The following is a 22,210-nucleotide window of genomic DNA, read 5'->3' as shown; positions in this document are numbered from 1 at the left end:
TTAAACCGATTAAGTTTAAGCTTCTTTAAATTCGAATTCTGGCGGTGAGAGAGGGATTCGAACCCTCGATACGCGCAAACGTATACACACTTTCCAGGCGTGCTCCTTCAGCCACTCGGACACCTCACCAAGGCGTGCGATAGTAACTAAAAAAACGAGTCCTGCCAAGATTTAAGACGAGCATTACAGAAAAAAAATAATAGAGGTGATAAGATTGCGCTAAAAATCATATTGGTTTAATTACACAATGCAAAATACGGCCAAAAAAGCGACCTTGCCTGCCACGGCTTTGGCAGCTCTTGGAGTGGTCTTTGGAGACATCGGAACAAGTCCGCTCTATGCCTTGAAAGAATCCTTCCATGCAGCGCATGGGTTGGGAATTCAGCCTGAAAACGTATTAGGAATTTTATCTATTATTTTTTGGTGCTTAATGCTGATCATCAGCATCAAGTATGTCGCGATTGTCATGCGTGCAGACAACAACGGCGAAGGCGGGATCATGGCCTTACTCGCATTGAACTTACGTAAAGCCAAAATTGCCGACAACAAAAAAATCTACATGATTGCCATTGGTTTCATTGGTGCATCGCTGTTTTTTGGTGACGGTATTATTACCCCAGCCATTTCGGTATTGTCAGCCGTTGAAGGCTTGTCTATTGCCACCGATGTGTTTGACCCATTCATCATGCCGATTGCGATTACCATTATCATCTCTTTGTTTTTAGTACAAAAACACGGCACGGCCTTTGTCGGTAAGTTTTTTGGCCCAATCACGATGGTATGGTTCTTATCTTTAGGATTATTAGGCCTTCACAGCGTCATTCAGACTCCTGTTGTGTTAGGCATGTTCAGTCCACATTGGGCCATTCAGTTTATCTATCACCATCCAATCATGACATTCTTTGTGATGGGTGCTGTAGTGTTAACAGTAACAGGTGGTGAAGCACTTTATGCCGATATGGGACATTTCGGACCAGTGCCGATTCGTTTAGCTTGGTTCTTTGTGGTGTTGCCGTGTTTGGTTTTAAACTACGCAGGACAGGGCGCATTATTACTCAGAGATCCAGCGGCAATTGAAAACCCGTTCTATTTATTAGTTCCGCAATGGGCACTTTACCCAATGATTATTATGGCGACCATGGCAACGGTAATTGCCTCTCAAGCTGTAATTTCTGGGGTGTTTTCTCTTGCACGCCAAGCGATTCAATTGGGTTATTTACCACGTTTAAGTATTAAACATACTTCTGAGTCTGAAGAAGGCCAGATTTATATTCCTTTCTTAAACTGGTTACTTTTAATCGCAATTATTATCCTAATCTTGATCTTCAAAAGCAGTTCAAACTTGGCAAGTGCGTATGGCTTAGCTGTGACCTTGACCATGCTCTGTGACACGATTTTGGTTGCGGTATTTATTTACTCGGCTTGGAAGTGGAGCTTGCCAAAAGTGCTTCTTCTGATTATTCCATTCTTTGTTTTAGAGTCGGTATTAGTCGGTGCCACTTCACTTAAAATCTTGTCAGGTGGTTGGGTGCCATTACTCATTGGTGCGATTGCAGTTACCATCTTAATGACATGGAAACGTGGTCGTGAGCTTACTTTTGCTAAGCTTGAACATGACACTTTGGCTCTAGATCTGTTTGTGAAAAGTATTGGTAATAGCGTGCACTGGGTGCCGGGTGATGCAGTCTTTATGACAGGTACACCGAACGTTGTTCCACATGCCATGCTGCATAACATTAAGCACAACAAAGTGCTGCATCAGCGTAATATCTTGGTGACGGTAGTGATTGAAGATGTACCGTTCGTTGCGCCAGAAGAGCGTATTACGACAGAAACTTTAGCTGAACATTTCTTCCGTATTAAAATCTTCTACGGTTTTAAAGATGAAATGAATGTACCAAAAGCATTGATGCAAGCCTATGAACAGCTCGGTCTTGAATATGACTTGATGCACATCAGCTTCTTCATTTCCCGTGATCGTATTGTTCATTCGGTGGGCGATGGTATGTCTCCATGGAGAGAAAAACTGTTTATCTCTATGCAGCGTAATACCAGTCCGGTGAGTGACTTCTACCAGATTCCAACCAACCGTGTGGTTGAGTTAGGTAGTCAAATCGAAATATAAAAATTGATGTAATAAAAAAAACCAAGACATAAGTCTTGGTTTTTTTTATGGCTCTGATTATTGAGCTTGTTGCATAGGTGCATCTGCTGGTAAAGCACCGTCTTTTGCCATCGGGTCTGCCGACTGACTCGGATCTGCCGGAGGCGGTGGAGTGTTCGGATCTTGTGGCGCTGGAGGCGCTTGGTTCGGTGCAGGTGGTACTGCATCAGTTGGTGCTGCTGGTGGCGCAATTTCACCGCCTGCTGGAGGCGCTGGTGGAACGTCCGCAGGAATAGGAGCACCTGTAGGCGCTGCATTTGTTGGTGCAGCAGAAACTTGCTGTACTTGTCCGCTATTGACTAAATCGCTAATAGAGCCTGGTTGGCCATTTACGGTTGTGGTTACTTTTACTTTAGACAAACTTTCTAAAGTATCTCCTGGCTGGACTGCTGGCTCAGCCAAAGCGGCCATACTACATAATCCCGTGATTACGCCAATACCAATAATCTTTGAATGGATCATTAAGTGGACTCCGATTATATTTTTATCCAAATTTGTGGAGCTAACCATGTCATAAGCAATCAGTGTTTTTCAACGAAAGATACGCAATTGGCGCAATTCAATAGCCAAAGGCTCTCATAATTCCAACAGATTGTTACGTAATGGGTAATGGAGTTACAAAAAAGATGACCATGTTTTAACCATTTGAAAGATAAGAGATATACTTAAAAAAGCAGGATTGTTAAGCTGCGTGTGGACAGTGGTATTGATAGAAACATGGCAAGTAAAAAACGTAGTAAAGGTACAAACTCATTCTCTATAAGTCAGCATTTTGGCAAGATTATTCTTGCTTGTATTGCTGCGGGAAGTTTTGCGATTGCTTTTGGTAGTGAAAAGATTTCGCAGTGGTTTTCACCTTTAACGACTAACTCGACTTGTCTTAATCAGTTCTATCGTGAAGTTCCACCTGCTTTAAATAAAGACAGCCTAAAAAAAGACAGTTATCCGCTGTGTTTTAATGGCTTTAACGTTTTGTATTCAGGCATTTCTAAAACGCCGTTGTGGTCGGCAGAGCATTTAAATGCAGAACGTTTAAGTGTCAAAATTAAGCGTGAAGATAATTTTCATGAAGAAACCCGTGTTGCTCAAAGACATCGGGCACTGTTAAGTGACTATCGCGGTTCAGGCTATGACCGTGGGCATATGGCGCCAAATGGTGATATGCCAAATAAAGAATCCCAATCTGATAGTTTCTCGCTCAGTAACATGGTGCCGCAAGCGCCTAAAAATAACCAAGAAGTCTGGCGTAAGCTCGAAGAAGCGACCCGTGCTATTGCCACTAAACAAAAACAAGATGTTTATGTGGTGACCGGTCCTGTTTTTGAAGGCAAGCGTCTTAAGACGATTGGGCAGGGTGTCATTGTTCCTACCGCAGTTTATAAAGCGGTGTATATGCCAAAAACTGGCGCTATTGGGGCTTACTACGCACCTAACAATAACTCTCTACAAGTGAAGGTTGTGAGTGTTTGCTACCTCGAGGAGCGCTTAGGCGTTAATCTGTTCCCGCAGTTAACCGAGCAACAAAAGCGTAATGTTTATCGTCTACCTTTAACAGCGAGCCAAGTTAAGCCAAATCAAAAGCTAGACTATTTACACTGGGATGGCGAAAGTCAGTGTGAGCAAGACCTAAACGCTGACCAGATTCAAGCGCTACAAGACCAATTTAAAAAGCAAAAAACTGGTTCTTCGGAGCCAATGGAAGCAAAAGTTCCAACAATTGATGAAGAAACGAGAAAGGCGATTGTGAAACAACTGGTAGAAGCCTTGGTGAACTATTTCTTGCAAATAATGAAATAAGCAGCTTTTTTTGATTGTTATTGCAACACCGTAATTGATTAAAATAGAATCCATAGACAGATCTGTCTATGGATTCTATTTTAATAAGGACAATAACAATGTTTGCCTCGATGTTTCTTTTTTCATTTGCAATGTCTATAACCCCAGGGCCAGTAAATACTGTCATTTTATCGACCAGTTTAAATCACGGTTTAAAAAGATCGCTTCCCTATATTTCAGGCGCCACAATTGGTTTTACCCTGCTTTTAATTTTTATGGCATTTGGTCTTCAGAGTTTATTAACTCAGTTTCCTGTTGTATTAAAGATTCTTGCAGTTTGTGGAACGCTATTTGTTTGTTATATCGGGATTAAAATTATTCTTTCTGCTGCAAATATTTCTATTTCCAGTGCTCCTGTAGAACAAATGATTATTCCTAATTTTAAAGATGGGTTCTTATTACAATGGCTGAATCCCAAAGCGTGGTTGGCTTGTGTGTCAGGCATTACCATGTTTACTAGCATTGAAAACCCGCAATCGTTGCCGATCTTTATCGTTATTTATTTTTTCACTTGCTACGCGTGTTTGTTCTTTTGGGGGTTCTGTGGTGATAAATTTTCAGTGGTGCTCAATCAGGGCAACCGTTTGAAATATTTTAATATCTTGATGGGCGCTTTTTTAATTTTATCGGCTCTTTTAATTTTGATCGATTTTTTTTAAATTGATCGTATTACACTGTGAAGATATAACAACGAGATAAGACCTATGTTTAAACCATTTGAAAAGGGTACAGAGTCTTCAGCAATTGAAGATTTAACATTAGAAAATGATGTCGATTGCGTCAGCATTTACGGCAACTTGCAAATTACCAAAGACAAAGTTGGGTTAGAACAGGCAAAGGTATTGCAGAGCTTTTTAAATGATGTTGTTGCGGCTTTGGAAAAAGAAGAATTGCCTGAGAAAATTGAACGTCCAGCTGAACAAGAAATTAATAATCCGTTTTTGTAATTTATGCATGCTATGCGTGATATTTAGTATGGTCATGCTGCCATACAGTCTTTAATACCACGTTAAACTTTATTAAATGTGTATAGACATTTTTTACTTTTGAAAGCCCAAAAGTAAACAAAAGGCTTTGTTGATCAGAGGGTACATCCATGTACCCCTGCTCAACAGGTGACATCCATGTCACCTTCCGCGATAGTAGATTACATCTAGGTAAAGTTAGTCTTTATCGCCAGCAACTACCTTATAAATAATCGCCCCAATCACAGCCCCTAAAATCGGTGCCACCCAGAACAACCACAACTGACTTAACGCAGCCGTTTCAGCAAAGAACGCAACACCTGTACTACGTGCAGGGTTCACCGAAGTGTTTGTTACTGGAATACTGATTAAGTGAATGAGTGTTAAACCCAAACCAATTGCAATAGGAGCGAAGCCAGCAGGCGCACGGCGATCAGTTGCGCCTAAAATAATGATTAAGAAGAAAGCAGTAAGAACCACTTCAATAATAAAAGCAGAACCTAAGCCAAACTTGTTTGGTGATAAATCACCAAAACCATTTGAAGCAAAACCACCAACACCGCTAAAGCCCGCTTGGCCTTGAGCAATAATATAGAGAACAAATGCAGCAGCAGTCGCACCGACCACTTGAGCAACAATATAGGGAATTAAATCTTTAACATCGAAGCGGCCGCCGACCCAAAGGCCAACACTTACCGCGGGATTAAAATGTCCACCTGAGATATGCCCTAGAGCATAGGCGCCTGTCAGTACGGTTAAACCAAAGGCAAGGGCTACACCTGCAAAGCCAATACCAAGTTCAGGGAAAGCTGCGGCTAATACTGCGCTACCACAACCACCAAAGACTAGCCAAAACGTACCTAGAAATTCAGCAAAATATTTATTCATTGTGATTACTCATCTATTGATGTATTTTTTAATTAGTGTGAAATATGTCACAAAAAATTAAGCATGTGACTATATGAAATTTTTGTTTTCAGTGTTGTTTTAATCAAGAAAAGATTTGTAAGTTTTGGTTGGTTATTCTTTGTCTAAAAATTGATCCCTCCATTGCTGGGGTGTTTGATTGGTCCAATGTTTAAATGCTCTTTGAAAGGCACTTTGTTCTGAATAACAAAGTAAAAGTGCGATCTCTTGTAAGCTTAAATGCGGGTCTTTTAGATACTCGGTTGCGAGCATAAATCGTACTTGCTGAACACGTTCCTGAAAGGTGGTGTTTTGTTGTTGTAAGTGTCGTTGGAGTTGTCGAACTGATAGGCCTAATTGAGCAGCAATATGTTCAATTTGATATTGATTCTTTTGCAGCCCAGTCAAAATTGAATGCTGTAAACGCTGATCAAGTTGGGTTGAATTTGGTAATTGCTCTAACAGCGCTTGTGCTTGCTGAACCAATAGTTGCTGTAACGTGTGGTCAGCGCTGCTCAGTGGCTTATTAATTTCTGTAATTGGAATGAGTAACTCTGTACGTGGTTGGCTAAAACGAACGGGACATTGAAAGTATTGTTCATAGACTCTGATATTTTTAGGAGCAGCATTTAAGAAACGTACTTCATGTAAATGCACGTCTTCATGAGACATAAAAAGACGTAAGAACTGAATCACCAACGCAATCGCGATTTCATCGGTAAGCTGGGTAGGGTGTAGCTCAGTCGCTTCCCAGCGAATAGAACCATATCTCCCTTGTAGCTCAACCACTAATGGGCTCCCATCATAAATCAGACGGTGAAAATCATGATAGCGAATTAAGGCTTCACCTAAGTTGTCGCAAGAGAGCGCGAGGTAAGCAATAATCCCTAAGTGTTTGGGTTGCACATATTTGGCAATTTCTAGCCCTAAACCTGGCTTCGGGTCTAGTTTATAAATCACTTCTAATAGATCACGCCAAACGACGTAGTCAAAGCGTTCCAGATTTTGAATTTGTTCTAATTGTTCAGGAATAGCTAATTGATTGGCTTCGCAATAAGCTTTTAATAGATGTCCCAGCCCTCCATACACTGAGCCTGTATAATTCTTTAGTTGTGGCATCCCTAACCACCTCTTTCTTGTCGTGATTTGTCAATGAAACCATAAATTCTGGTCAATACCTAGCATAACGAATTTTATATTCTGAATAAAAAGAAAAAGGAGTTAGGTGATGTTAAAAGGGTTTATTGCCGGAATTGCAGTTGCAAATGCATTTGAATGGGTGGCGCACAAATATATTTTGCATGGCGTACACCGTGCGGGACAACCGCGCTATAGCCCAGTGCCGAAAAGTATGGAATCTCATTGGGCACACCATCGTGAAGTCCGTAAACAGCAATTTCATGATGATTGTTATGTTGAGGGCGTGGGAAACTGGCGAACTAAAAATGAGTTAATTTCGCTTGCTGTAGTGGCAACCGTTTCAAGTGCAATTTTTTACCCTTTTTCAAAAGGCATGGCACTCGCAGCTTGGTACAGTGCTGGAAATTATTATTATATTCATCGCCGTGCACATTTAGAGCCTGACTGGGCAAAGCGTAAAATTCCATGGCATTACGACCACCACATGAACTCTAATCAAGACGCCAATTGGTGTGTCACGAAGCCTTGGTTTGACTATGTAATGGGAACACGTGTGGTGTCTTCGGCAGATTTAAAAGAACAAAACCCTTTGGGTATTCGGTTACCTACAGTGCTTGCTAAACCACTGTCTCAAGTTGTAGAAAAAATCTTTCCAGCAAAATGGGTCGAGAAAAAAGAAAAGCCTCAACTCGTTAGCGACGTAAATGCGGTAGATGGTGCGGCATAAAAAATAAAGGGGCATATTGCCCCTTTAAATATAAATTAGCTTACAAGCGCATTTCGATGCCTTGATCAGCCAAATATTGTTTAGCTTCTGGAATTGTATATTGGCCAAAGTGGAAAATACTTGCTGCCAATACTGCATCGGCACCACCTTGTAGAATACCGTCTGCAAGATGTTGTAAGTTGCCGACACCGCCTGAGGCAATCGTTGGAATGGTAACGCGATCATTAATGGCACGCATTAACGCAATGTCATAACCCGCTTTAGTACCGTCAGCGTCCATACTGGTAATCAGCAATTCACCTGCACCGTAGTCAGCCATTTTTACAGCCCATTCAATGGCATCAATACCCGTTGGTTTACGGCCACCGTGAGTAAAGATTTCCCATTTGTTATCGCCAGTTTTTTTGGCATCAATCGCAACCACAATACATTGCGCGCCAAAGTGCTGAGAAGCTTCTTGAACAAATTCAGGGTTAAATACAGCAGCTGAGTTAATACTCACTTTATCTGCACCTGCATTTAATAACGCACGAATATCTTCAACCTTACGTACACCACCACCGACAGTTAATGGCACAAATACAGTCTCGGCCATACGTTCAACAGTACGGTAAGTGGTATCGCGTCCATGATGTGTAGCGGTAATGTCTAAGAAAGTAATTTCGTCTGCACCTTGTTCGTTATAGCGACGTGCCACTTCAACAGGGTCGCCAGCATCACGAATATCGAGGAATTGAACGCCTTTAACTACGCGTCCGTTATCAACGTCTAGGCAAGGAATAATACGTTTAGCAAGCATAGCTTTTTCCAAAAATAATCGCCGTTGGTGAAAGTTCCTACACAGGCGCTACACCTTCATGGAGGGAAGAGGTATTCTATCAAACTTCACAGATGTTTTTTGCAGGTTTTCCATGTCGGTTTATACCCCGTTGAGTTTAGATGAAGTTCGCACCTTTGCAGCACCTTATGGATTAGAGGTGTTGGAGCTGAACCCAATTCAGGGAGGTATTCAAAACACCAATTATTTTCTGGTTGATGTAAACCGCAAACAATATGTACTCACCGTGTTTGAAGAGTTAGATGCGCAAGGGGCGGGCGAACTCATTCCTGTTCTTGAACAATTAGGCACTCATGATGTACCCGTTGCCGTGCCGTTAAAACACAGCGGCCAAGCGGTTCATGTGATTGCAGACAAGCCTGCACAAATTGCACCACGTTTAATGGGTCGCCATCCCATGCAAACCACAGTAGCGCAAGTTGCAGCGATTGCAGATGCACAGGCGAAACTGCATGTGGCTTTACAAGATTTTCCACTTGAACGTGAATATCGACGTGATCATCAATATTGGACAGGTGTTGCAGAACAGCTGAAACCAAGCATGACTCAAGATGATCAAACTTTACTTGAGCAGGTCTATCAAGCTTTTAATGCGAAAACAGCGAAGTATTCAAATCGACCAACAGGTTTTATTCACTCTGATTTGTTCCGTGACAATACTTTGTTTGAAGGTGAGCAATTACAAGGTATTCTAGATTTTTATGAGTTAAATCAAGATGAATTGCTATTTGATATTGCGATTACCATTAATGATTTTTGTACCGAATATCCAGCAGCGCATTTAAACTCAGACAAAGTCGCAGCTTACTTAGCGGCATACCAAAAAGTTCGTACGCTGACTTCAGATGAGCTTGCATGTTTAGATGTATTCTTGGCAATGGCAGCATGCCGTTTTTGGTCAATGCGTCTGCAAGTTGCTCAAAAAAATAAAGAAGAAGGACGTACCGGCGATGACATTTTGCAAAAAGACCCGCAAGAAATGCGAGCAATGATGCAAGACCGTTTAAGCCATGTAAAAGCATAAAAGGAATAGAGATGCGAGATCAGGGGCGTTTAGTCGAATGGTTCGACGAAAAAGGTTATGGCTTTATTCAGCCGGACGATGCTGAAAAAGAGCGAGTCTTTTTGCATATCAAAGATTTTGCACGCCCCGGACCTCGGCCAATTATTGGATGTGCACTGGAATATCGGGTGATTCTCGATGAACGAGGCCGTTTTCGTGCTCAGCAGGTCACCTATTTAAAAGCATCTCAAACCCGAAAAGCGTCAAAGCCCGTAAAAGCAGAATCTTCTTTTCAAGCCAGTCCATGGTCTGCAATGCAAATGGGGATCGTATTTTATTTCGTTTTAATGGGAATTATGAGCTTTATTCATATTTTGCCAGCTTATACGTTGTTATTTGTTTTAATGATGAATGCCTTAAGTTATTGGCTTTATTCTCAAGATAAAGAAGCCGCACAATTGGGTAATCGCCGTGTACCTGAACAAACATTGCACATTGTTAGCTTTTTAGGAGGTTGGCCAGCTGCATGGTGGGCACAACAAAAACTGAGACATAAAACACAAAAACAACCCTTTCGTAAGATTTATTTTTGTACCATATTCTTTCATTTACTTTTGATTTTGTGGCTAATTTCTCCCTTAAACGTATTGCGGGGCTCATAAAAGTAAATCGTTTTAATAAACTTGAGAGGTATAAAAATGAATAGTTCTATCGACCAAGATCCAAATCGTACTTTAACACTTATTTTATATGTACTTTATATTGTCGCCATTTTTACAGGCGGCTTACTTGCGGTTATTGCTTTAATTATTAACTACGTAAAACGTTCTGATGTACAAGGCTCGATTTTTGCGAGCCACTTTACATGGCAAATCAGAACATTCTGGTGGTATCTGGCTTGGAATATTATTGCCTTTCTGCCGTTTATTTTCCTGTTCTTTACAGGCGAAAACACTAATCTATTTGCAGGCGTTGCCGTTTCATCGACCGTATTCTGTGTGGGCGTAATTGGTGCTGCGTGGATCTGGATTGTATATCGTGCAATTCGTGGATTGATTGCGTTAAATGATAACCGCCCGATGTATCAATAAATTATGATTATTGAACATGTACATTTGAGTATAAAGTCTGGGCAAAGTGAAGCATTTCTTGAGGCATTCGAGCAGGCTAAACATATTGTTTATCCAATGAAAGGCTTTAATGCTGTTCAACTGATTAAGCATGCAACCGATCCCCATCATTATATTTTAATGATTTTCTGGGATGAAATTGAAAACCATACAGAAGGGTTTAGGAAGTCTGAGGCTTATCAAGAATGGAAAACTTTGCTCCATCCATTTTATGACCCAATGCCGACGGTTGAGTACTACCAATCGTGTACGTTATTGAAGAAAAAATAATAGATAGTAAAAAAGAGAGCTTAACGCTCTCTTTTTTTATTCTCGAATTCTTTTAGTTTTTTTAATAGGTAACTTAATTTTTAACTCACTGACTAAAACGCCTAAGACCACTAAAGCACCTCCCAAAAGGGCAATCAATGGCAAACGCTCACCTGCAATTCGACCAATAATTCCTGCCCAAACAGGTTCGCCTGCATAGATAATTGCAGCACGTGAAGGATCAACCACACGTTGAGCCCAGTTCATAATAAATTGAATGAGTGCACTCGCTAAACCTAATGCAATAGCAATCAGTACTAGGGGCCATGAAAATGCTGGAATCGTATGTTCACCCACTACAGGCATGATGGCGAAAGAAAGTAGAGAAGCGACACCAAGTTGAATGATTGTGACGCGGCGTAAATTTACCTTTCCAGCAAAGTAGCTAATAAAAATAATTTCTAAAGCAATCGCAAAGGCACCCAAGATTGTTAACAGCTGCCCAAAACTTAATGAAATTTGCTCAAAACCATTTCCCGTTAAGAAAACAAGGCCAGCAAACGCAAGAGCAGCTCCCACCCAAGTCATAATATGTGGAGTTTTTCTAAAGATGAGCCACATTAAAATAGGAACAAGCGGAACATATAACGCCGTTAAAAAAGCGGATTCACTACTCGGAATGGTTTGTAGGCCAATGGTCTGGGTGCCGTAGCCTGCCGCAATCACAAGGCCAATCGCGCTACCAGCGCCTAAATCTTTTAAAGTGACACCTTTCATACTTTTTAATGAAATAAGAAGCAAAGTAAGAGCTGCTACAGCAAAACGACAGCCTACAAAAAACATAGGTGATGCAAAATTCAGCGCATACTGCACAGTAAGGAATGTTCCTCCCCAAATGATCGTAATCAGAATCAGGGCTAACTGTGGGGCTTTGCTTGAACTCAGAGAAATTGGTGACATACTCAAGTTAAATTAAATTGTGCAATATACTGCACATATTGCGCTATTCTTGTATTTTGTGCAATATATTGCTCAAATTTTCTTGCTAATCCATTTTATGAGCCAGTCAAGTAACGTTTTACAGCACGTAGGCACAAATATTCGTTCATTAAGAGATGAGCGAGATTTGAGTCAACAAGATTTGGCAGATCAGGCAGGTGTGAGTAGACGAACCATTGCTGCTTTGGAAACAGGGCAGGTCAATATTAGTTTGGCTAAACTCGATGCGATTGCAGCAGTGTTGGGTGTGGATTTTAAAACGATTGTGAGTGCACCTGAGCATAAAGAACATGCTGTAGTAAATGCACTCGCTTGGCAGGGTGAAGATGAAGAAAGTAAAGCAACCTTGCTCGCTTCAGTTCCATCTCGTTCCCAAGTTGAGCTTTGGATATGGTCGTTGGCTGTGGGAGAGTCTTACGTTGCTGAAGCAGATGCAGACGGATGGCAGGAAATTATTTACGTATTAGAAGGTGAGCTGACCATACAATTTACAGATAGCAAAAAAATAATTTCTGCTGGTTCGTCTTTTATTTTTGAAAGTTCTGCTACTTATACCTATATCAATAGTGGTAACCAAGTACTTAAATTTACTCGTAATGTGGTGTATTGATTTGGAATATATTTTCAAGACAGCAATAAAAAAGAGCCTAAAGCGGCTCTTTTTTTACATCTTAAAAATTAAAGACGGTTTTCATCTAACAAAAGCTGAGCTTCACGAAGGTTTAAAGTACCTTCATAAATTGCGCGGCCTGTAATCGCACCTAAAATACCCGGTTGACCTTTTAAGTTACGAACGTCATCAAGGTTGGTTACACCACCAGAAGCAATTACTGGTAAGCCTGAGTATTGAGCCAAGTTTACAGTTTGCTCAACGTTTACACCTTGCATCATGCCGTCACGAGCAATGTCTGTATAAACAATGCTAGACACGCCTGCATCAGCAAAGCGTTTCGCTAAATCAGTTGCTTTCACATCAGTAACGTTTGCCCAGCCGTCAGTTGCAACCATACCATTCATGGCATCAATACCAACAATGATGTGGCCTGCGAAACGTTTACAAGCTTCTTCTACAAATTCAGGCTCTTGAACAGCTTTAGTACCGATAATGACAAACGTCACGCCAGCTTCTAAATAGTGTTCAATGGTTTCTAATGAGCGAATACCACCACCAATTTGAATTGGTAATTCTGGCTGAGCTTTAGCAATCGCTTCAACAACAGGTTTATGAATTGGAGTACCTGCGAAAGCGCCATTCAAATCAACCAAATGCAAACGGCGCGCACCTTCATTTACCCAATGCTGGGCAGTTGCAACCGGATCGTCAGAGAAAACGGTATCGTCTTCCATACGCCCTTGTTTTAAACGCACACATTTACCATCTTTCAGGTCAATTGCTGGAATGATTAGCATGCTTCCGCTCCTTGCTTCATCATGTTTATGAAATTGTGCACATCTTAGCAAAGTATTGATCAATCGCTAAGCCTTAGAAAAGACTTTTATTACTTTACGCTTGAAGTGCGGTTTGAATAGTTTGTGAAATGTGAGCAGGTAATAGTTTTTGGTTTCTGAGCTCTTCAAATACGAGTAATGCAGCATAAGCATCGGCGGCGGCATAATTTATTTGTTGTGGTGTAAGTGGCTTTCGTGCCCAGTTTGAAGTTCCGACTTTTTTCGACTTTGCCAGATATTGTCCAAATAACAATGCCACCGCTTTTTGTAAGCCCATTTGCTGTTTAAAACCAAAGTGACTAAATCCTTTGGCAAGGTCCACACAACTTTCTAGCTCTATACCTTTTTTATGAAAAATATGCTTATCATTTTTAAGGCCAAAACCGACTTTAATTTGCTTCTGGTTAGATAAAATGGGCTGCAAGAATTTTAAAGTCGATGAATTGACATGAAATAAATAGGCTTTTTGTGTTGTAGCAAGTTGAATTAAGTGTGGACCAGTTGAGATTTCACCCACTTTAAATGTAGGTTTAGACTCAGAATCAAATCCCAAAATTGCAGCGTTTTTTAATTCTTCTTCAATACTTTTGCATTGCTCAATATTTTCAATCACCACAATATTATGGTGGTTAAGATTTTCAAAAGGAGGAAGCTGCTGAATAGAGGCTTTATCAAGGAGGGCAACGGCTTCGGACATATTTAACAGCGTACAAATGAATTGGGCTATTCACTTTATATATGAATAAAGCCTAGAGGACTAGGCTTTATGAATGTCTTTAAAAATTACTGAGACTGAGAAGGTGTACCAATGACTACACTTTCACTTTTCTCGACATAGCCTTCATAGGTTGGAGACATGATTGTGGCAACGACAGCAAAAACCAAAGCAAGTGGAATTAGGATAATATAAATCCAGCCTAAAATGCGTTCCCAACTAGGAGTAGGGCGCTGTGGGCCGTAATCATTATTGCCTTCTGTACCTTTTGCCGCAAAGAGATAGATCATAAAAATCAGGTTTACGGCAGGGATCAGCATGAGTAACGATAGCCATCCTGTATTATTGCGGTCATGCAAGCGGCGGATGGTAAATACAAAACTTACATAGAGGCAAACAATATAAAGAATGGCGATAACAATCATGCCTGCCGTAGAAAGGCCAGTTAGTTCCTGACTAGATGTAAACCCAAAAGTAAAAGCGATGATGACAACAGCGATACCGATGACGAGTGAAAATAAGAATGTCCAAGCAGCATAAGAGAGTCGCCCAAAACGACCACTAGCTTTAAAGGGTGAATCTTGTTGAAGTGGCTGATTTTCAAAAGGTGAATTCATTTTGTTTTCCTGATCATTTGGTTTTATTTAAAAGTATAAATATTCAATATTTTGTTGAATAAAACATCATTCTATAAATGATTAGTTGTTATTGTAAATAAAAAAAAGATCAGGCCATCTAGACCTGATCTTTTTCAGTTTTAAATCAGTTTAAATATTCCATTCCACAAAGTTTTTAAGTAACTGCAAACCAGCAATATGACTTTTCTCTGGGTGGAATTGAGTCGCGAATAAATTATCTTTATGAATTGCTGTGCAGAAATTCACACCATACTCACAAGTCGCAGCCACAACGCTTTCATCTTTTGGTTCGACATAGTAGCTATGTACAAAGTAGAAGCGAGCATCTTGTTCGATGTTATTCCACATTGGATGGCTTGGGTCCATTTGGTGAACTTGGTTCCAGCCCATGTGTGGTACTTTTAAACCTTCCATTTGAGGGAAATGTTTTACGACACCGTCAAAAATACCTAATGCGTCTACACCGCCATTTTCTTCAGAACTTTGTAGTAATGCTTGCATGCCTACGCAAATCGCAAGAACAGGTTTATTAAAAGCAGCTTTACGTACAACTTCATCAATACCTGCTTCACGCATACCTTGCATACAGTCACGCATTGCACCCACACCTGGAAAAACAATTTTGTCGGCTTGTGCAATTAACTTTGGATCATTGGTCACATCGACTGTAGCGCCCACATGCTCAAGTGCTTTAGCCGCTGAGTGTAGATTGCCCATGCCATAATCAAGTAACGCGATACGTGTCATTAGAGGCTACCTTTTGTCGATGCAATCGTGTTTTCTGCACGTGGATCAACTTCACATGCCATACGTAAAGCACGAGCAAGTGCTTTGAACACACTTTCGATTTGATGGTGGCTATTTTTACCTTTTAAGTTATCGATGTGTAAGGTCATAAGCGCATGGTTTACGAAACCTTGGAAAAACTCAGAAAATAAATCGACATCAAAGGTACCGATGCGTGCACGAGTAAATGGAATATCCATAAATAATCCCGGACGACCAGATAAATCTACAACAACGCGAGATAAAGCTTCGTCTAATGGTGCATAAAAATGACCATAGCGTTTTAAACCTTTTTTATCGCCTAAAGCTTGTGCAAAAGCTTGTCCAAGCGTGATACCACAGTCTTCTACGGTGTGGTGGTCATCAATCTCGAGGTCTCCGTCACAATGAATATCGATATCAAATAAGCCATGTCGCTTGATTTGATCAATCATATGGTCTAAAAATGGAACTCCAGTGTTTAGTGTGCCTTGACCAGTACCGTCGAGATTTAAACGAACTCGAATTTTGGTTTCATTGGTATTTCTAACCACTTCACTGATACGTTGCGTCATGGACACGTTCCTCAAAAAACGTCAAAAATGATTGGATGTTAACGACAATTTCGCTGTGACGAATTCGTGACAGCATCATAGTTTGCTCAGGAGGGTTAATCAATGCCTATTACCGTACATGCTTATAGTTCTCTAGATAATTCAGAGATCCGCGATCAGCTTGAGCGACTGTATGATACAAGTCCGGAGTTTGGTGACGGGCACGATGCGATTGAACAACTTGAACAAGATTTACAACAGTATACCACGCTATACACTGCCGAATTTAACACCAAAATTATAGGTGCAATTTGGTCTTCAGGACAAGGCGAAAGCAAGGTTCTTGAGTATATTGTTGTGCACCCTGCGAACCGTGGTCGTGGGGTAGCTGAGCGCTTAGTCGAAGAAGCTTGCCGTATAGAAGAGTCAAAAGGTGTTAAAACTTTTGAACCAGGCTGTGGCGCGATTCATCGCTGTTTGGCTCACATTGGTAAACTACATCACTAAAAGCTTCTATTATTTTGTGATTGTGATTTAAAAATAATCACTTGTTACAAAAAAAACGGAAGTTGCTTGACGTCTTCTTATAAACATTGTTTAATACGCCCACTTCGGCGTGATAGCTCAGTAGGTAGAGCAACGGATTGAAAATCCGTGTGTCCCCAGTTCGATCCTGGGTCTCGCCACCATTATTTGTGTTTTCAATCCCTGATCCCATCAGGGATTTTTTTTAAGTATAAAAAATACTCATTTAAATCAGAAACTCAGGATAGTTGTTGACTATTGTTCTGAGATACGGCTTAATACAGGCCATCGGCGTGATAGCTCAGTAGGTAGAGCAACGGATTGAAAATCCGTGTGTCCCCAGTTCGATCCTGGGTCTCGCCACCATATTCGAAAAAGCCCCATACATAATGTATGGGGCTTTTTTCATGCCTGTTTATTTAATAAAAATATTAAGTCTTACCTGTGTATAAATCTCATTTTATCCACAAGCAAACAGGTTTATCCCCAATATCGCCTTAACTTTCTAAAAATAGCCCAACCGAAACTTGGGTCTAATCATGAGAACTATCACGAATAAGTCGTTTTCCTAAGCACACGGCTTCTACCTCGTCATAGCCAAGCTGTTCGTAAAAGTTCAACACATTCAAATTGTCTTTACGGACTAATAATTGAAGTTTTGGGCAGCCGCGAGCAATCAGTCGCTTCTCAAGCTGCTGAACAAGCGCTGTAGCGATTCCTAAGCGTTGTTGGTGGGGGTGAACAGCCAAATAGTTAATCCAGCCTCTATGGCCGTCGTAGCCGCCCATAAGCGTGCCAATCAGTTGCTCATCTTTAATGGCAACCAAGAACAAATCATCCTGTTGTGAGACTTTTCTGAAAATATCGGTTTCAGGATTATTCCAAGGACGGGTCAGACCACAGCTTTCCCATAAAATAACGACATCATCCAGATCTGCATTTGTAAATTGACGAATAATAAACATATGGATTTCTACTTTTTGTTTTGATGTGCTGAAAAGATAAAATAAAAATTCGGGCTTGAGCAGTTTTTTATTAATAATTTAAACAAATAAAAAAGCACCCCCGAAGGAGTGCTTGAATTAAACCAGTGATTTAAGCTGATTTTGCAACTGGTGCTGCTTGAAGCATTTGACCTGTTTCTTCGAAGTTTGCATGCCAAGACAACGCTTCACGAAGTAAGTGAGGAGTATGTCCACCTTTAGCGCATGCACGGTCAAAGTAGTCATTTAATGCATCACGATAAAGTGGGTGTACACAATTATCGATAATAGCGCGAGCGCGTTCACGAGGCGCTAAACCGCGTAAGTCAGCTAAACCTTGCTCTGTCACTAAAATATCAACATCGTGTTCACTGTGGTCAACGTGGCTCACCATTGGCACGATAGAAGAGATATCGCCGCCTTTAGCAATTGATTTGGTTACAAAGATCGCCAAGTGAGCGTTACGAGCGAAGTCACCTGAACCACCGATACCGTTCATCATTTTAGTACCACACACGTGAGTTGAGTTCACGTTACCGTAAATATCAAACTCAAGCGCAGTGTTAATACCGATAATCCCTAAACGACGAACTAATTCAGGATGGTTAGAAATTTCTTGTGGACGAAGCACTAATTTGTCTTTGTAAGCTTCGATATTGCCAAAAACTTTTTCACCACATTTTGCAGAAAGGGTAATTGAGCTACCAGAAGCAAATTTCATTTTGCCTGCATCAATGAGTTCAAAAGTACAGTCTTGTAGTACTTCTGAGTACATGATGAGGTCTTCAAAATCAGAATCTTTTAAACCTGTTAGTACAGCGTTGGCAATAGAGCCAATCCCTGCTTGTAATGGACCAAGGTTTTTCGGTAAACGACCTTCTGCAACTTCTTTATTAAAGAAAGCAATTAGATGGTTTGCAATGCCTTGAGTCTCATCATCTGGAGGAGTTACTGTTGATGGTGAGTCATGTGTATCGTTAAATACAATACCTACAATTTTTGCAGGATCGATTTGGATTGCCGTTGTACCAATACGCTCATCCACTTTTGTTAATGGAATTGGAGTACGTGTTGGACGGTAAGTCGGAATATAGATGTCGTGTAAACCTTCAAAGCTTTCGCTTAAAGATGTGTTGATTTCAACAATAACTTTTTCGGCAAAAATAGCAAAGCTTGCAGAGTTACCTACAGAAGTTGTTGGAATAATGCCGCCATCTTCAGTAATCGCAATTGCTTCAATTACCGCAACGTCTGGACGTTTAAGTTGTTGGTTACGCATTTGCTCAACAGTTTCTGATAAATGTTGATCAATAAACATAACTTCGCCGTTGTTAATCGCACGACGTAAAGTGTTGTCTACCTGAAATGGCATACGACGAGATAAAACACCTGCTTCCGTGAGTTGTTTGTCTAAGTCATTACCTAAGCTAGCACCCGTAATTAACGTGATTTTTAACGGATTTTTCTTTGCATGCTCTACAAGTGCTTGTGGAACAGCTTTAGCTTCACCGGCACGAGTAAAACCACTCATACCAACGGTCATTCCATTTTCGATGAATTGCGCAGCTTGTTCAGCACTGATGACCTTGTCATGAAGAGAAGCTAGGCGAATACGACTTAAAGACATTGGACATCCTCAATATTGTCAAAACATACGGGATTTTAGCTATGAAAAATTGAAAAGTGCATAGGTGTTAGGCTAAGGTCTAATTTTGTAAATAAATGGCGGTATAAATTATATTTATAGTTTTTATTTAATTGATTTTTATTGCTTTTATTTATCATTAAAACAAGGCTTTTAATTGCTGATTGATCAAATTAAAAGCGCTCACTTAAAGTTTGTTTTATTTTTTCCAATGGATTGGTTGAGGTATTTTCTTCGGTACTCGGTTTTGGGATTGGTAAAGAAATAATAACCTCTAAACCACCTTGTTCACGGTTATGAATTTGAATCTCGCCATGATGAATATCGACAATACGTTTAACAATAGCCAGCCCAAGACCACTACCTTGAATGGTTCTTGCTGAGTCTCCGCGAACAAAAGGTTGCATTAACTCTTCAATTTGATCTGCCGGAATGCCTTCACCATGATCCGCAACAGTAATTAAAATAGATTCATTTTCTACTTTTGCACTGAGCTCTATCGGTTCAGCACCATAGCGTTTCGCATTATTAATCAAGTTGGCAATCAATCTTTTTAAAGAAAGACTACGTGCCGGAATAATGGGTACATCCTGCATCTCGAATTGAATATCGAGAGGTTTAAATTGCACAACAAGTTCTTGCAAAAGCATGTTGATATTGGTGTCTTTCAACTCCTCATCTGAGCCATCGCGCATGTAGGAAATGAACTGATTAAGAATTGCATCCATATCATCTACATCGTAGACCAAGCCTTCACGTAAAAACTCATCAGGCAGCATCTCTGCTGTTAAACGTATGCGTGTAAGTGGAGTACGTAAATCATGTGAAATACCTGCCAACATAATACGTCGCTCACGCTCAGTCTGATCGAGTGTGTAGACCATACGATTAAACGCTTGGTTTACTTGACGAATTTCTAGTGGACCGTGATTGGTATCAAGATACGGCGCTGTTCCTGATTTACTGTATTCATTGGCTGCATTTTGCAAACGACGCAGAGGGCGGTTCATCTGTCGAACCAAAATTAAAATAATGATAGCCGACAGTAATGGAACACCCACGACCCAACCCACTAAAAGTTCAGGACTATAGTTGGCATAGGTTTTTAAAGGCTCTCGAACCCAGTTCCCATGCATTTCAGGTGTTTGAATCCAAATGCGTGGGCTCGGTTTAAACTGGAAGTAAACGGTAACGTCTTTAGTCCCAATCTCATTTGCCAGCTTATTTTCAACGTGATTGGTAAAAAACTCGGCAATGACCTTTTCTCGGACACTTGGATATTCTTTGGGGTTGGTAACGTATTCAATACCGACTCGATTACGCAACCACGCATCAATATCTACTTCATTTTCACGATGAAAAATTCGTATATCAGGATTATTGACGAGCTCAAGCTCAACCGCAAGATAACGGGCGTGCTGTTGAATTTCAGGTAAATAAAGAGTGCGCCAAAAGAACCATAACGACATAAATAAGCTAAAGAACACCACCAGCAGTACCAGAATAGTGGTACGCATGGCAGCAGAACGTGGCTTTATTTTGTCGAGAAAACGTTCCCATCGAGTCCGTTTACGCTCTGAGTAGGTCACGTAATCGGTAAAGTTCTGTGGGGCGATTGGTTCTAAACTCACTCTATCTTATCTCAAGCTTATTCAGCACCATCTGGAACGAATACATAGCCGACACCCCATACAGTTTGGATGTAACGTGCACGTGCAGGGTTATCTTCAATTAAACGACGTAAACGAGAAACTTGAACGTCAATTGAACGTTCCATTGCACCCCATTCACGGCCACGCGCTAAGTTCATCAATTTATCGCGTGTTAATGGTTCACGTGGGTGTTGTACCAATGCTTTTAATACAGCAAATTCGCCAGTTGTTAAGGTAACGATTTGCCCTTCGCGTGTCAGTGTGCGGGTAGATAAATCTAAAGACCATGGTCCAAAGCTTACTACTTCAACTTGTTGGCTTGGTGCACCCGGAACTTCACGAACTTGGCGACGTAATACTGCACGAATACGGGCTAAAAGCTCATTTGGGTTAAATGGTTTTGGCAAGTAGTCATCTGCACCAGCTTCAAGACCGGCAATACGGTCTGAATCGCTACCGCGTGCTGTTAACATGATGATTGGTGTATCAATATTTGATTGGCGTAAACGACGGCAAATACTTAAACCATCTTCAACCGGTAACATAAAGTCGAGTACGATAAGTGAAAATAACTCACGTTGTAATAAACGGTCCATTTGCGAAGCATCGTGGGCAGTTTTTACAACAAAGCCTTTATCTTCCAAAAAACGTTGCAAGAGGGTACGTAAACGCACATCGTCATCGACCACTAAAATACGTTCGACACGATCCGTTTCGTTGTGTACGGTTTCAGGATGTTCAGCAGGTACAACTAAACTCATGATGTACTCCCTTTTAAAGTCATAATTTATATATTATTGGGTCGGATAGGCTTATTGCCAACAAGCCCTCAGTATAATGCTGATGTTCTTGTTTAGACTATGTATCAATTTGCTCAAAATTACAATTTTCAAGGTGGTTTGAAACCAAAAAACAACATCTTAAGCCCATAATTTAGCAAAGACCGCCCTAAAACAACAAATAGTTAAATTTTCAATAAATTTATAATAACTCAATAGTAATAACTAATTGTTTCAAATCAGTTATTTGAAATAAATATAATAGACTTTTGATTGCTGAATAAGATAAAAAAATTGAGTAGATAAGAAATTAGAAGAATAAAGTAGTGCTCAACCTCAATGTTTTTATCTTTTGGGCTATGTATCAATATGATCATTTTCTCATAAATTATATTAATTTTTTGTCATGTTCATGACATAAGTCATACGTTTATATTTTTTAAAGATTAAAAGGTAGGGTTCAGTCTTAACTTTTTCATACTTAAATCACTGTTTTTGCGTGCTCTAGTAGTCGTAAAAAGTATAAATATTCAGAGTCAATACAAAAA

At 40.4% G+C, this 22,210-nt stretch carries 27 protein-coding genes and 3 tRNA genes; 13 read left to right on the top strand and 17 right to left on the bottom strand.

Features of this window, described 5'->3' with window-relative positions; translation table 11 throughout:
* Positions 1 to 39: 39 nt before the first annotated feature.
* Positions 40 to 129: transfer RNA gene (locus AW165_RS04090), tRNA-Ser, on the bottom strand.
* 118 nt (positions 130 to 247) lie between these two features.
* On the opposite strand from AW165_RS04090, the gene AW165_RS04085 reads away from it, so the two are divergent.
* Entirely contained in the window at positions 248 to 2,125 is a 1,878-nt protein-coding gene (locus AW165_RS04085) for a potassium transporter Kup (RefSeq protein ID WP_044099756.1), read from the top strand.
* A gap of 57 nt (positions 2,126 to 2,182) precedes the next feature.
* On the opposite strand, the gene AW165_RS04080 is transcribed toward AW165_RS04085, so the two are convergent.
* The gene (locus tag AW165_RS04080) at positions 2,183 to 2,626 is read right to left on the bottom strand and encodes a hypothetical protein (RefSeq protein ID WP_060465025.1); all 444 of its coding nucleotides are present in this window, start codon (positions 2,624 to 2,626) and stop codon (positions 2,183 to 2,185) included.
* Between the two features lie 255 nt (positions 2,627 to 2,881).
* On the opposite strand from AW165_RS04080, the gene AW165_RS04075 reads away from it, so the two are divergent.
* From AW165_RS04075 to AW165_RS04065, 3 genes are all read left to right on the top strand, one after another.
* Positions 2,882 to 3,961: a DNA/RNA non-specific endonuclease gene (locus AW165_RS04075; RefSeq protein WP_060465024.1), complete on the top strand. Its 1,080-nt coding sequence runs from the start codon at positions 2,882 to 2,884 to the stop codon at positions 3,959 to 3,961.
* Positions 3,962 to 4,059: 98 nt separating this feature from the next.
* Positions 4,060 to 4,659 (top strand): LysE family translocator, encoded by a 600-nt coding sequence (locus tag AW165_RS04070; protein WP_005804494.1) that lies wholly within the window; start codon positions 4,060 to 4,062, stop codon positions 4,657 to 4,659.
* Positions 4,660 to 4,704: 45 nt separating this feature from the next.
* The gene (locus tag AW165_RS04065; protein ID WP_060465023.1) at positions 4,705 to 4,947 is read left to right on the top strand and encodes a hypothetical protein; all 243 of its coding nucleotides are present in this window, start codon (positions 4,705 to 4,707) and stop codon (positions 4,945 to 4,947) included.
* A 10-nt stretch (positions 4,948 to 4,957) separates the two neighbouring features.
* Here AW165_RS04065 and AW165_RS19025 read toward each other — a convergent pair whose 3' ends face one another.
* The 3 genes from AW165_RS19025 to AW165_RS04055 form a co-directional block, all read right to left on the bottom strand.
* On the bottom strand, positions 4,958 to 5,122 hold the full coding sequence (locus AW165_RS19025) for a hypothetical protein (RefSeq protein WP_005804496.1): 165 nt from the start codon (positions 5,120 to 5,122) through the stop codon (positions 4,958 to 4,960).
* Positions 5,123 to 5,163: 41 nt separating this feature from the next.
* Positions 5,164 to 5,853 carry an aquaporin Z gene (gene aqpZ, locus AW165_RS04060; RefSeq protein WP_016803075.1) on the bottom strand — a complete coding sequence of 230 codons (690 nt, stop codon included), beginning with the start codon at positions 5,851 to 5,853 and terminating at the stop codon, positions 5,164 to 5,166.
* Positions 5,854 to 5,985: 132 nt separating this feature from the next.
* Positions 5,986 to 6,990, bottom strand: a complete 1,005-nt coding sequence (locus AW165_RS04055; protein ID WP_032038683.1) for an AraC family transcriptional regulator — start codon at positions 6,988 to 6,990, stop codon at positions 5,986 to 5,988.
* Between the two features lie 109 nt (positions 6,991 to 7,099).
* On the opposite strand from AW165_RS04055, the gene AW165_RS04050 reads away from it, so the two are divergent.
* The gene (locus tag AW165_RS04050; RefSeq protein ID WP_060465022.1) at positions 7,100 to 7,738 is read left to right on the top strand and encodes a hypothetical protein; all 639 of its coding nucleotides are present in this window, start codon (positions 7,100 to 7,102) and stop codon (positions 7,736 to 7,738) included.
* Positions 7,739 to 7,778: 40 nt separating this feature from the next.
* Here the strand turns inward: AW165_RS04050 and hisF are convergent, their stop codons facing one another.
* A complete protein-coding gene (gene hisF, locus AW165_RS04045) occupies positions 7,779 to 8,537 on the bottom strand; it encodes an imidazole glycerol phosphate synthase subunit HisF (RefSeq protein WP_017386435.1) in 759 nt (252 codons plus the stop codon).
* Between the two features lie 112 nt (positions 8,538 to 8,649).
* Here hisF and AW165_RS04040 point away from each other — a divergent pair, with 112 nt between their 5' ends.
* Genes AW165_RS04040 through AW165_RS04025 form a run of 4 tightly spaced genes read left to right on the top strand, consistent with a single transcriptional unit; the run spans position 8,650 to position 10,979 of the window.
* Positions 8,650 to 9,600, top strand: a complete 951-nt coding sequence (locus AW165_RS04040) for a homoserine kinase (protein WP_060465021.1) — start codon at positions 8,650 to 8,652, stop codon at positions 9,598 to 9,600.
* An 11-nt stretch (positions 9,601 to 9,611) separates the two neighbouring features.
* The gene (locus tag AW165_RS04035) at positions 9,612 to 10,241 is read left to right on the top strand and encodes a DUF1294 domain-containing protein (RefSeq protein ID WP_014207865.1); all 630 of its coding nucleotides are present in this window, start codon (positions 9,612 to 9,614) and stop codon (positions 10,239 to 10,241) included.
* 36 nt (positions 10,242 to 10,277) lie between these two features.
* Complete coding sequence (locus tag AW165_RS04030; RefSeq protein ID WP_005078529.1) at positions 10,278 to 10,670, top strand: DUF4870 family protein; 393 nt, start codon at positions 10,278 to 10,280, stop codon at positions 10,668 to 10,670.
* 3 nt (positions 10,671 to 10,673) lie between these two features.
* Positions 10,674 to 10,979, top strand: a complete 306-nt coding sequence (locus tag AW165_RS04025; protein ID WP_060465020.1) for an antibiotic biosynthesis monooxygenase family protein — start codon at positions 10,674 to 10,676, stop codon at positions 10,977 to 10,979.
* A 36-nt stretch (positions 10,980 to 11,015) separates the two neighbouring features.
* On the opposite strand, the gene AW165_RS04020 is transcribed toward AW165_RS04025, so the two are convergent.
* Positions 11,016 to 11,918 (bottom strand): DMT family transporter, encoded by a 903-nt coding sequence (locus AW165_RS04020; RefSeq protein ID WP_060465019.1) that lies wholly within the window; start codon positions 11,916 to 11,918, stop codon positions 11,016 to 11,018.
* Between the two features lie 97 nt (positions 11,919 to 12,015).
* On the opposite strand from AW165_RS04020, the gene AW165_RS04015 reads away from it, so the two are divergent.
* On the top strand, positions 12,016 to 12,567 hold the full coding sequence (locus AW165_RS04015; RefSeq protein WP_060465163.1) for a helix-turn-helix domain-containing protein: 552 nt from the start codon (positions 12,016 to 12,018) through the stop codon (positions 12,565 to 12,567).
* 68 nt (positions 12,568 to 12,635) lie between these two features.
* On the opposite strand, the gene hisA is transcribed toward AW165_RS04015, so the two are convergent.
* The 5 genes from hisA to hisB all read right to left on the bottom strand — a co-directional run bounded on the left by hisA (position 12,636) and on the right by hisB (position 16,099).
* Positions 12,636 to 13,367: a 1-(5-phosphoribosyl)-5-[(5-phosphoribosylamino)methylideneamino]imidazole-4-carboxamide isomerase gene (gene hisA, locus AW165_RS04010; protein ID WP_000905538.1), complete on the bottom strand. Its 732-nt coding sequence runs from the start codon at positions 13,365 to 13,367 to the stop codon at positions 12,636 to 12,638.
* A 94-nt stretch (positions 13,368 to 13,461) separates the two neighbouring features.
* On the bottom strand, positions 13,462 to 14,103 hold the full coding sequence (locus AW165_RS04005) for a 3'-5' exonuclease (protein ID WP_032038698.1): 642 nt from the start codon (positions 14,101 to 14,103) through the stop codon (positions 13,462 to 13,464).
* Positions 14,104 to 14,189: 86 nt separating this feature from the next.
* Positions 14,190 to 14,738, bottom strand: a complete 549-nt coding sequence (locus AW165_RS04000; RefSeq protein ID WP_060465018.1) for a DUF805 domain-containing protein — start codon at positions 14,736 to 14,738, stop codon at positions 14,190 to 14,192.
* A 150-nt stretch (positions 14,739 to 14,888) separates the two neighbouring features.
* Positions 14,889 to 15,506, bottom strand: coding sequence for an imidazole glycerol phosphate synthase subunit HisH (gene hisH, locus AW165_RS03995; protein WP_060465017.1), 618 nt, complete (start codon positions 15,504 to 15,506; stop codon positions 14,889 to 14,891).
* On the bottom strand, positions 15,506 to 16,099 hold the full coding sequence (hisB, locus tag AW165_RS03990; protein WP_002116767.1) for an imidazoleglycerol-phosphate dehydratase HisB: 594 nt from the start codon (positions 16,097 to 16,099) through the stop codon (positions 15,506 to 15,508). Before hisB ends, hisH begins: the two co-directional genes overlap by 1 nt.
* Positions 16,100 to 16,201: 102 nt before the next feature.
* Between hisB and AW165_RS03985 the strand changes: the two genes are divergently transcribed.
* The 3 genes from AW165_RS03985 to AW165_RS03975 all read left to right on the top strand — a co-directional run bounded on the left by AW165_RS03985 (position 16,202) and on the right by AW165_RS03975 (position 16,969).
* A complete protein-coding gene (locus AW165_RS03985) occupies positions 16,202 to 16,585 on the top strand; it encodes a GNAT family N-acetyltransferase (RefSeq protein WP_002116928.1) in 384 nt (127 codons plus the stop codon).
* A 106-nt stretch (positions 16,586 to 16,691) separates the two neighbouring features.
* A tRNA-Phe gene (locus AW165_RS03980) sits at positions 16,692 to 16,767 on the top strand.
* A gap of 126 nt (positions 16,768 to 16,893) precedes the next feature.
* A tRNA-Phe gene (locus AW165_RS03975) sits at positions 16,894 to 16,969 on the top strand.
* Positions 16,970 to 17,136: 167 nt separating this feature from the next.
* Here the strand turns inward: AW165_RS03975 and AW165_RS03970 are convergent.
* From AW165_RS03970 to ompR, 5 genes are all read right to left on the bottom strand, one after another.
* On the bottom strand, positions 17,137 to 17,568 hold the full coding sequence (locus AW165_RS03970) for a GNAT family acetyltransferase (protein ID WP_002116887.1): 432 nt from the start codon (positions 17,566 to 17,568) through the stop codon (positions 17,137 to 17,139).
* Positions 17,569 to 17,698: 130 nt separating this feature from the next.
* The gene (locus AW165_RS03965) at positions 17,699 to 19,213 is read right to left on the bottom strand and encodes an acetyl-CoA hydrolase/transferase family protein (protein ID WP_002116671.1); all 1,515 of its coding nucleotides are present in this window, start codon (positions 19,211 to 19,213) and stop codon (positions 17,699 to 17,701) included.
* 35 nt (positions 19,214 to 19,248) lie between these two features.
* A complete protein-coding gene (locus tag AW165_RS19020) occupies positions 19,249 to 19,371 on the bottom strand; it encodes a hypothetical protein (RefSeq protein ID WP_081410534.1) in 123 nt (40 codons plus the stop codon).
* 33 nt (positions 19,372 to 19,404) lie between these two features.
* Positions 19,405 to 20,862: an ATP-binding protein gene (locus AW165_RS03960; RefSeq protein ID WP_060465016.1), complete on the bottom strand. Its 1,458-nt coding sequence runs from the start codon at positions 20,860 to 20,862 to the stop codon at positions 19,405 to 19,407.
* A 17-nt stretch (positions 20,863 to 20,879) separates the two neighbouring features.
* The gene (ompR, locus tag AW165_RS03955; protein WP_000060753.1) at positions 20,880 to 21,644 is read right to left on the bottom strand and encodes a two-component system response regulator OmpR; all 765 of its coding nucleotides are present in this window, start codon (positions 21,642 to 21,644) and stop codon (positions 20,880 to 20,882) included.
* Positions 21,645 to 22,210: the final 566 nt, after the last annotated feature.

Source organism: Acinetobacter sp. LMB-5 (genome assembly GCF_001541635.1).
GTDB classification, from domain to species: Bacteria; Pseudomonadota; Gammaproteobacteria; order Pseudomonadales; family Moraxellaceae; genus Acinetobacter; species Acinetobacter pittii.
Note: the sequence above shows the minus strand (reverse complement) of the source record. Positions and strands in the feature narration are given on the sequence as shown.

Bases quoted from the DNA above. Each gene is read 5' to 3' on its own strand.
- AW165_RS04085 (WP_044099756.1), top strand. From the start codon at position 248: ATGCAAAATACGGCCAAAAAAGCGACCTTGCCTGCCACGGCTTTGGCA.
- AW165_RS04080 (WP_060465025.1), bottom strand. From the start codon at position 2,626: ATGATCCATTCAAAGATTATTGGTATTGGCGTAATCACGGGATTATGT.
- AW165_RS04075 (WP_060465024.1), top strand. From the start codon at position 2,882: ATGGCAAGTAAAAAACGTAGTAAAGGTACAAACTCATTCTCTATAAGT.
- AW165_RS04070 (WP_005804494.1), top strand. From the start codon at position 4,060: ATGTTTGCCTCGATGTTTCTTTTTTCATTTGCAATGTCTATAACCCCA.
- AW165_RS04065 (WP_060465023.1), top strand. From the start codon at position 4,705: ATGTTTAAACCATTTGAAAAGGGTACAGAGTCTTCAGCAATTGAAGAT.
- AW165_RS19025 (WP_005804496.1), bottom strand. From the start codon at position 5,122: ATGTCACCTGTTGAGCAGGGGTACATGGATGTACCCTCTGATCAACAA.
- aqpZ (WP_016803075.1), bottom strand. From the start codon at position 5,853: ATGAATAAATATTTTGCTGAATTTCTAGGTACGTTTTGGCTAGTCTTT.
- AW165_RS04055 (WP_032038683.1), bottom strand. From the start codon at position 6,990: ATGCCACAACTAAAGAATTATACAGGCTCAGTGTATGGAGGGCTGGGA.
- AW165_RS04050 (WP_060465022.1), top strand. From the start codon at position 7,100: ATGTTAAAAGGGTTTATTGCCGGAATTGCAGTTGCAAATGCATTTGAA.
- hisF (WP_017386435.1), bottom strand. From the start codon at position 8,537: ATGCTTGCTAAACGTATTATTCCTTGCCTAGACGTTGATAACGGACGC.
- AW165_RS04040 (WP_060465021.1), top strand. From the start codon at position 8,650: ATGTCGGTTTATACCCCGTTGAGTTTAGATGAAGTTCGCACCTTTGCA.
- AW165_RS04035 (WP_014207865.1), top strand. From the start codon at position 9,612: ATGCGAGATCAGGGGCGTTTAGTCGAATGGTTCGACGAAAAAGGTTAT.
- AW165_RS04030 (WP_005078529.1), top strand. From the start codon at position 10,278: ATGAATAGTTCTATCGACCAAGATCCAAATCGTACTTTAACACTTATT.
- AW165_RS04025 (WP_060465020.1), top strand. From the start codon at position 10,674: ATGATTATTGAACATGTACATTTGAGTATAAAGTCTGGGCAAAGTGAA.
- AW165_RS04020 (WP_060465019.1), bottom strand. From the start codon at position 11,918: ATGTCACCAATTTCTCTGAGTTCAAGCAAAGCCCCACAGTTAGCCCTG.
- AW165_RS04015 (WP_060465163.1), top strand. From the start codon at position 12,016: ATGAGCCAGTCAAGTAACGTTTTACAGCACGTAGGCACAAATATTCGT.
- hisA (WP_000905538.1), bottom strand. From the start codon at position 13,367: ATGCTAATCATTCCAGCAATTGACCTGAAAGATGGTAAATGTGTGCGT.
- AW165_RS04005 (WP_032038698.1), bottom strand. From the start codon at position 14,103: ATGTCCGAAGCCGTTGCCCTCCTTGATAAAGCCTCTATTCAGCAGCTT.
- AW165_RS04000 (WP_060465018.1), bottom strand. From the start codon at position 14,738: ATGAATTCACCTTTTGAAAATCAGCCACTTCAACAAGATTCACCCTTT.
- hisH (WP_060465017.1), bottom strand. From the start codon at position 15,506: ATGACACGTATCGCGTTACTTGATTATGGCATGGGCAATCTACACTCA.
- hisB (WP_002116767.1), bottom strand. From the start codon at position 16,099: ATGACGCAACGTATCAGTGAAGTGGTTAGAAATACCAATGAAACCAAA.
- AW165_RS03985 (WP_002116928.1), top strand. From the start codon at position 16,202: ATGCCTATTACCGTACATGCTTATAGTTCTCTAGATAATTCAGAGATC.
- AW165_RS03970 (WP_002116887.1), bottom strand. From the start codon at position 17,568: ATGTTTATTATTCGTCAATTTACAAATGCAGATCTGGATGATGTCGTT.
- AW165_RS03965 (WP_002116671.1), bottom strand. From the start codon at position 19,213: ATGTCTTTAAGTCGTATTCGCCTAGCTTCTCTTCATGACAAGGTCATC.
- AW165_RS19020 (WP_081410534.1), bottom strand. From the start codon at position 19,371: ATGATAAATAAAAGCAATAAAAATCAATTAAATAAAAACTATAAATAT.
- ompR (WP_000060753.1), bottom strand. From the start codon at position 21,644: ATGAGTTTAGTTGTACCTGCTGAACATCCTGAAACCGTACACAACGAA.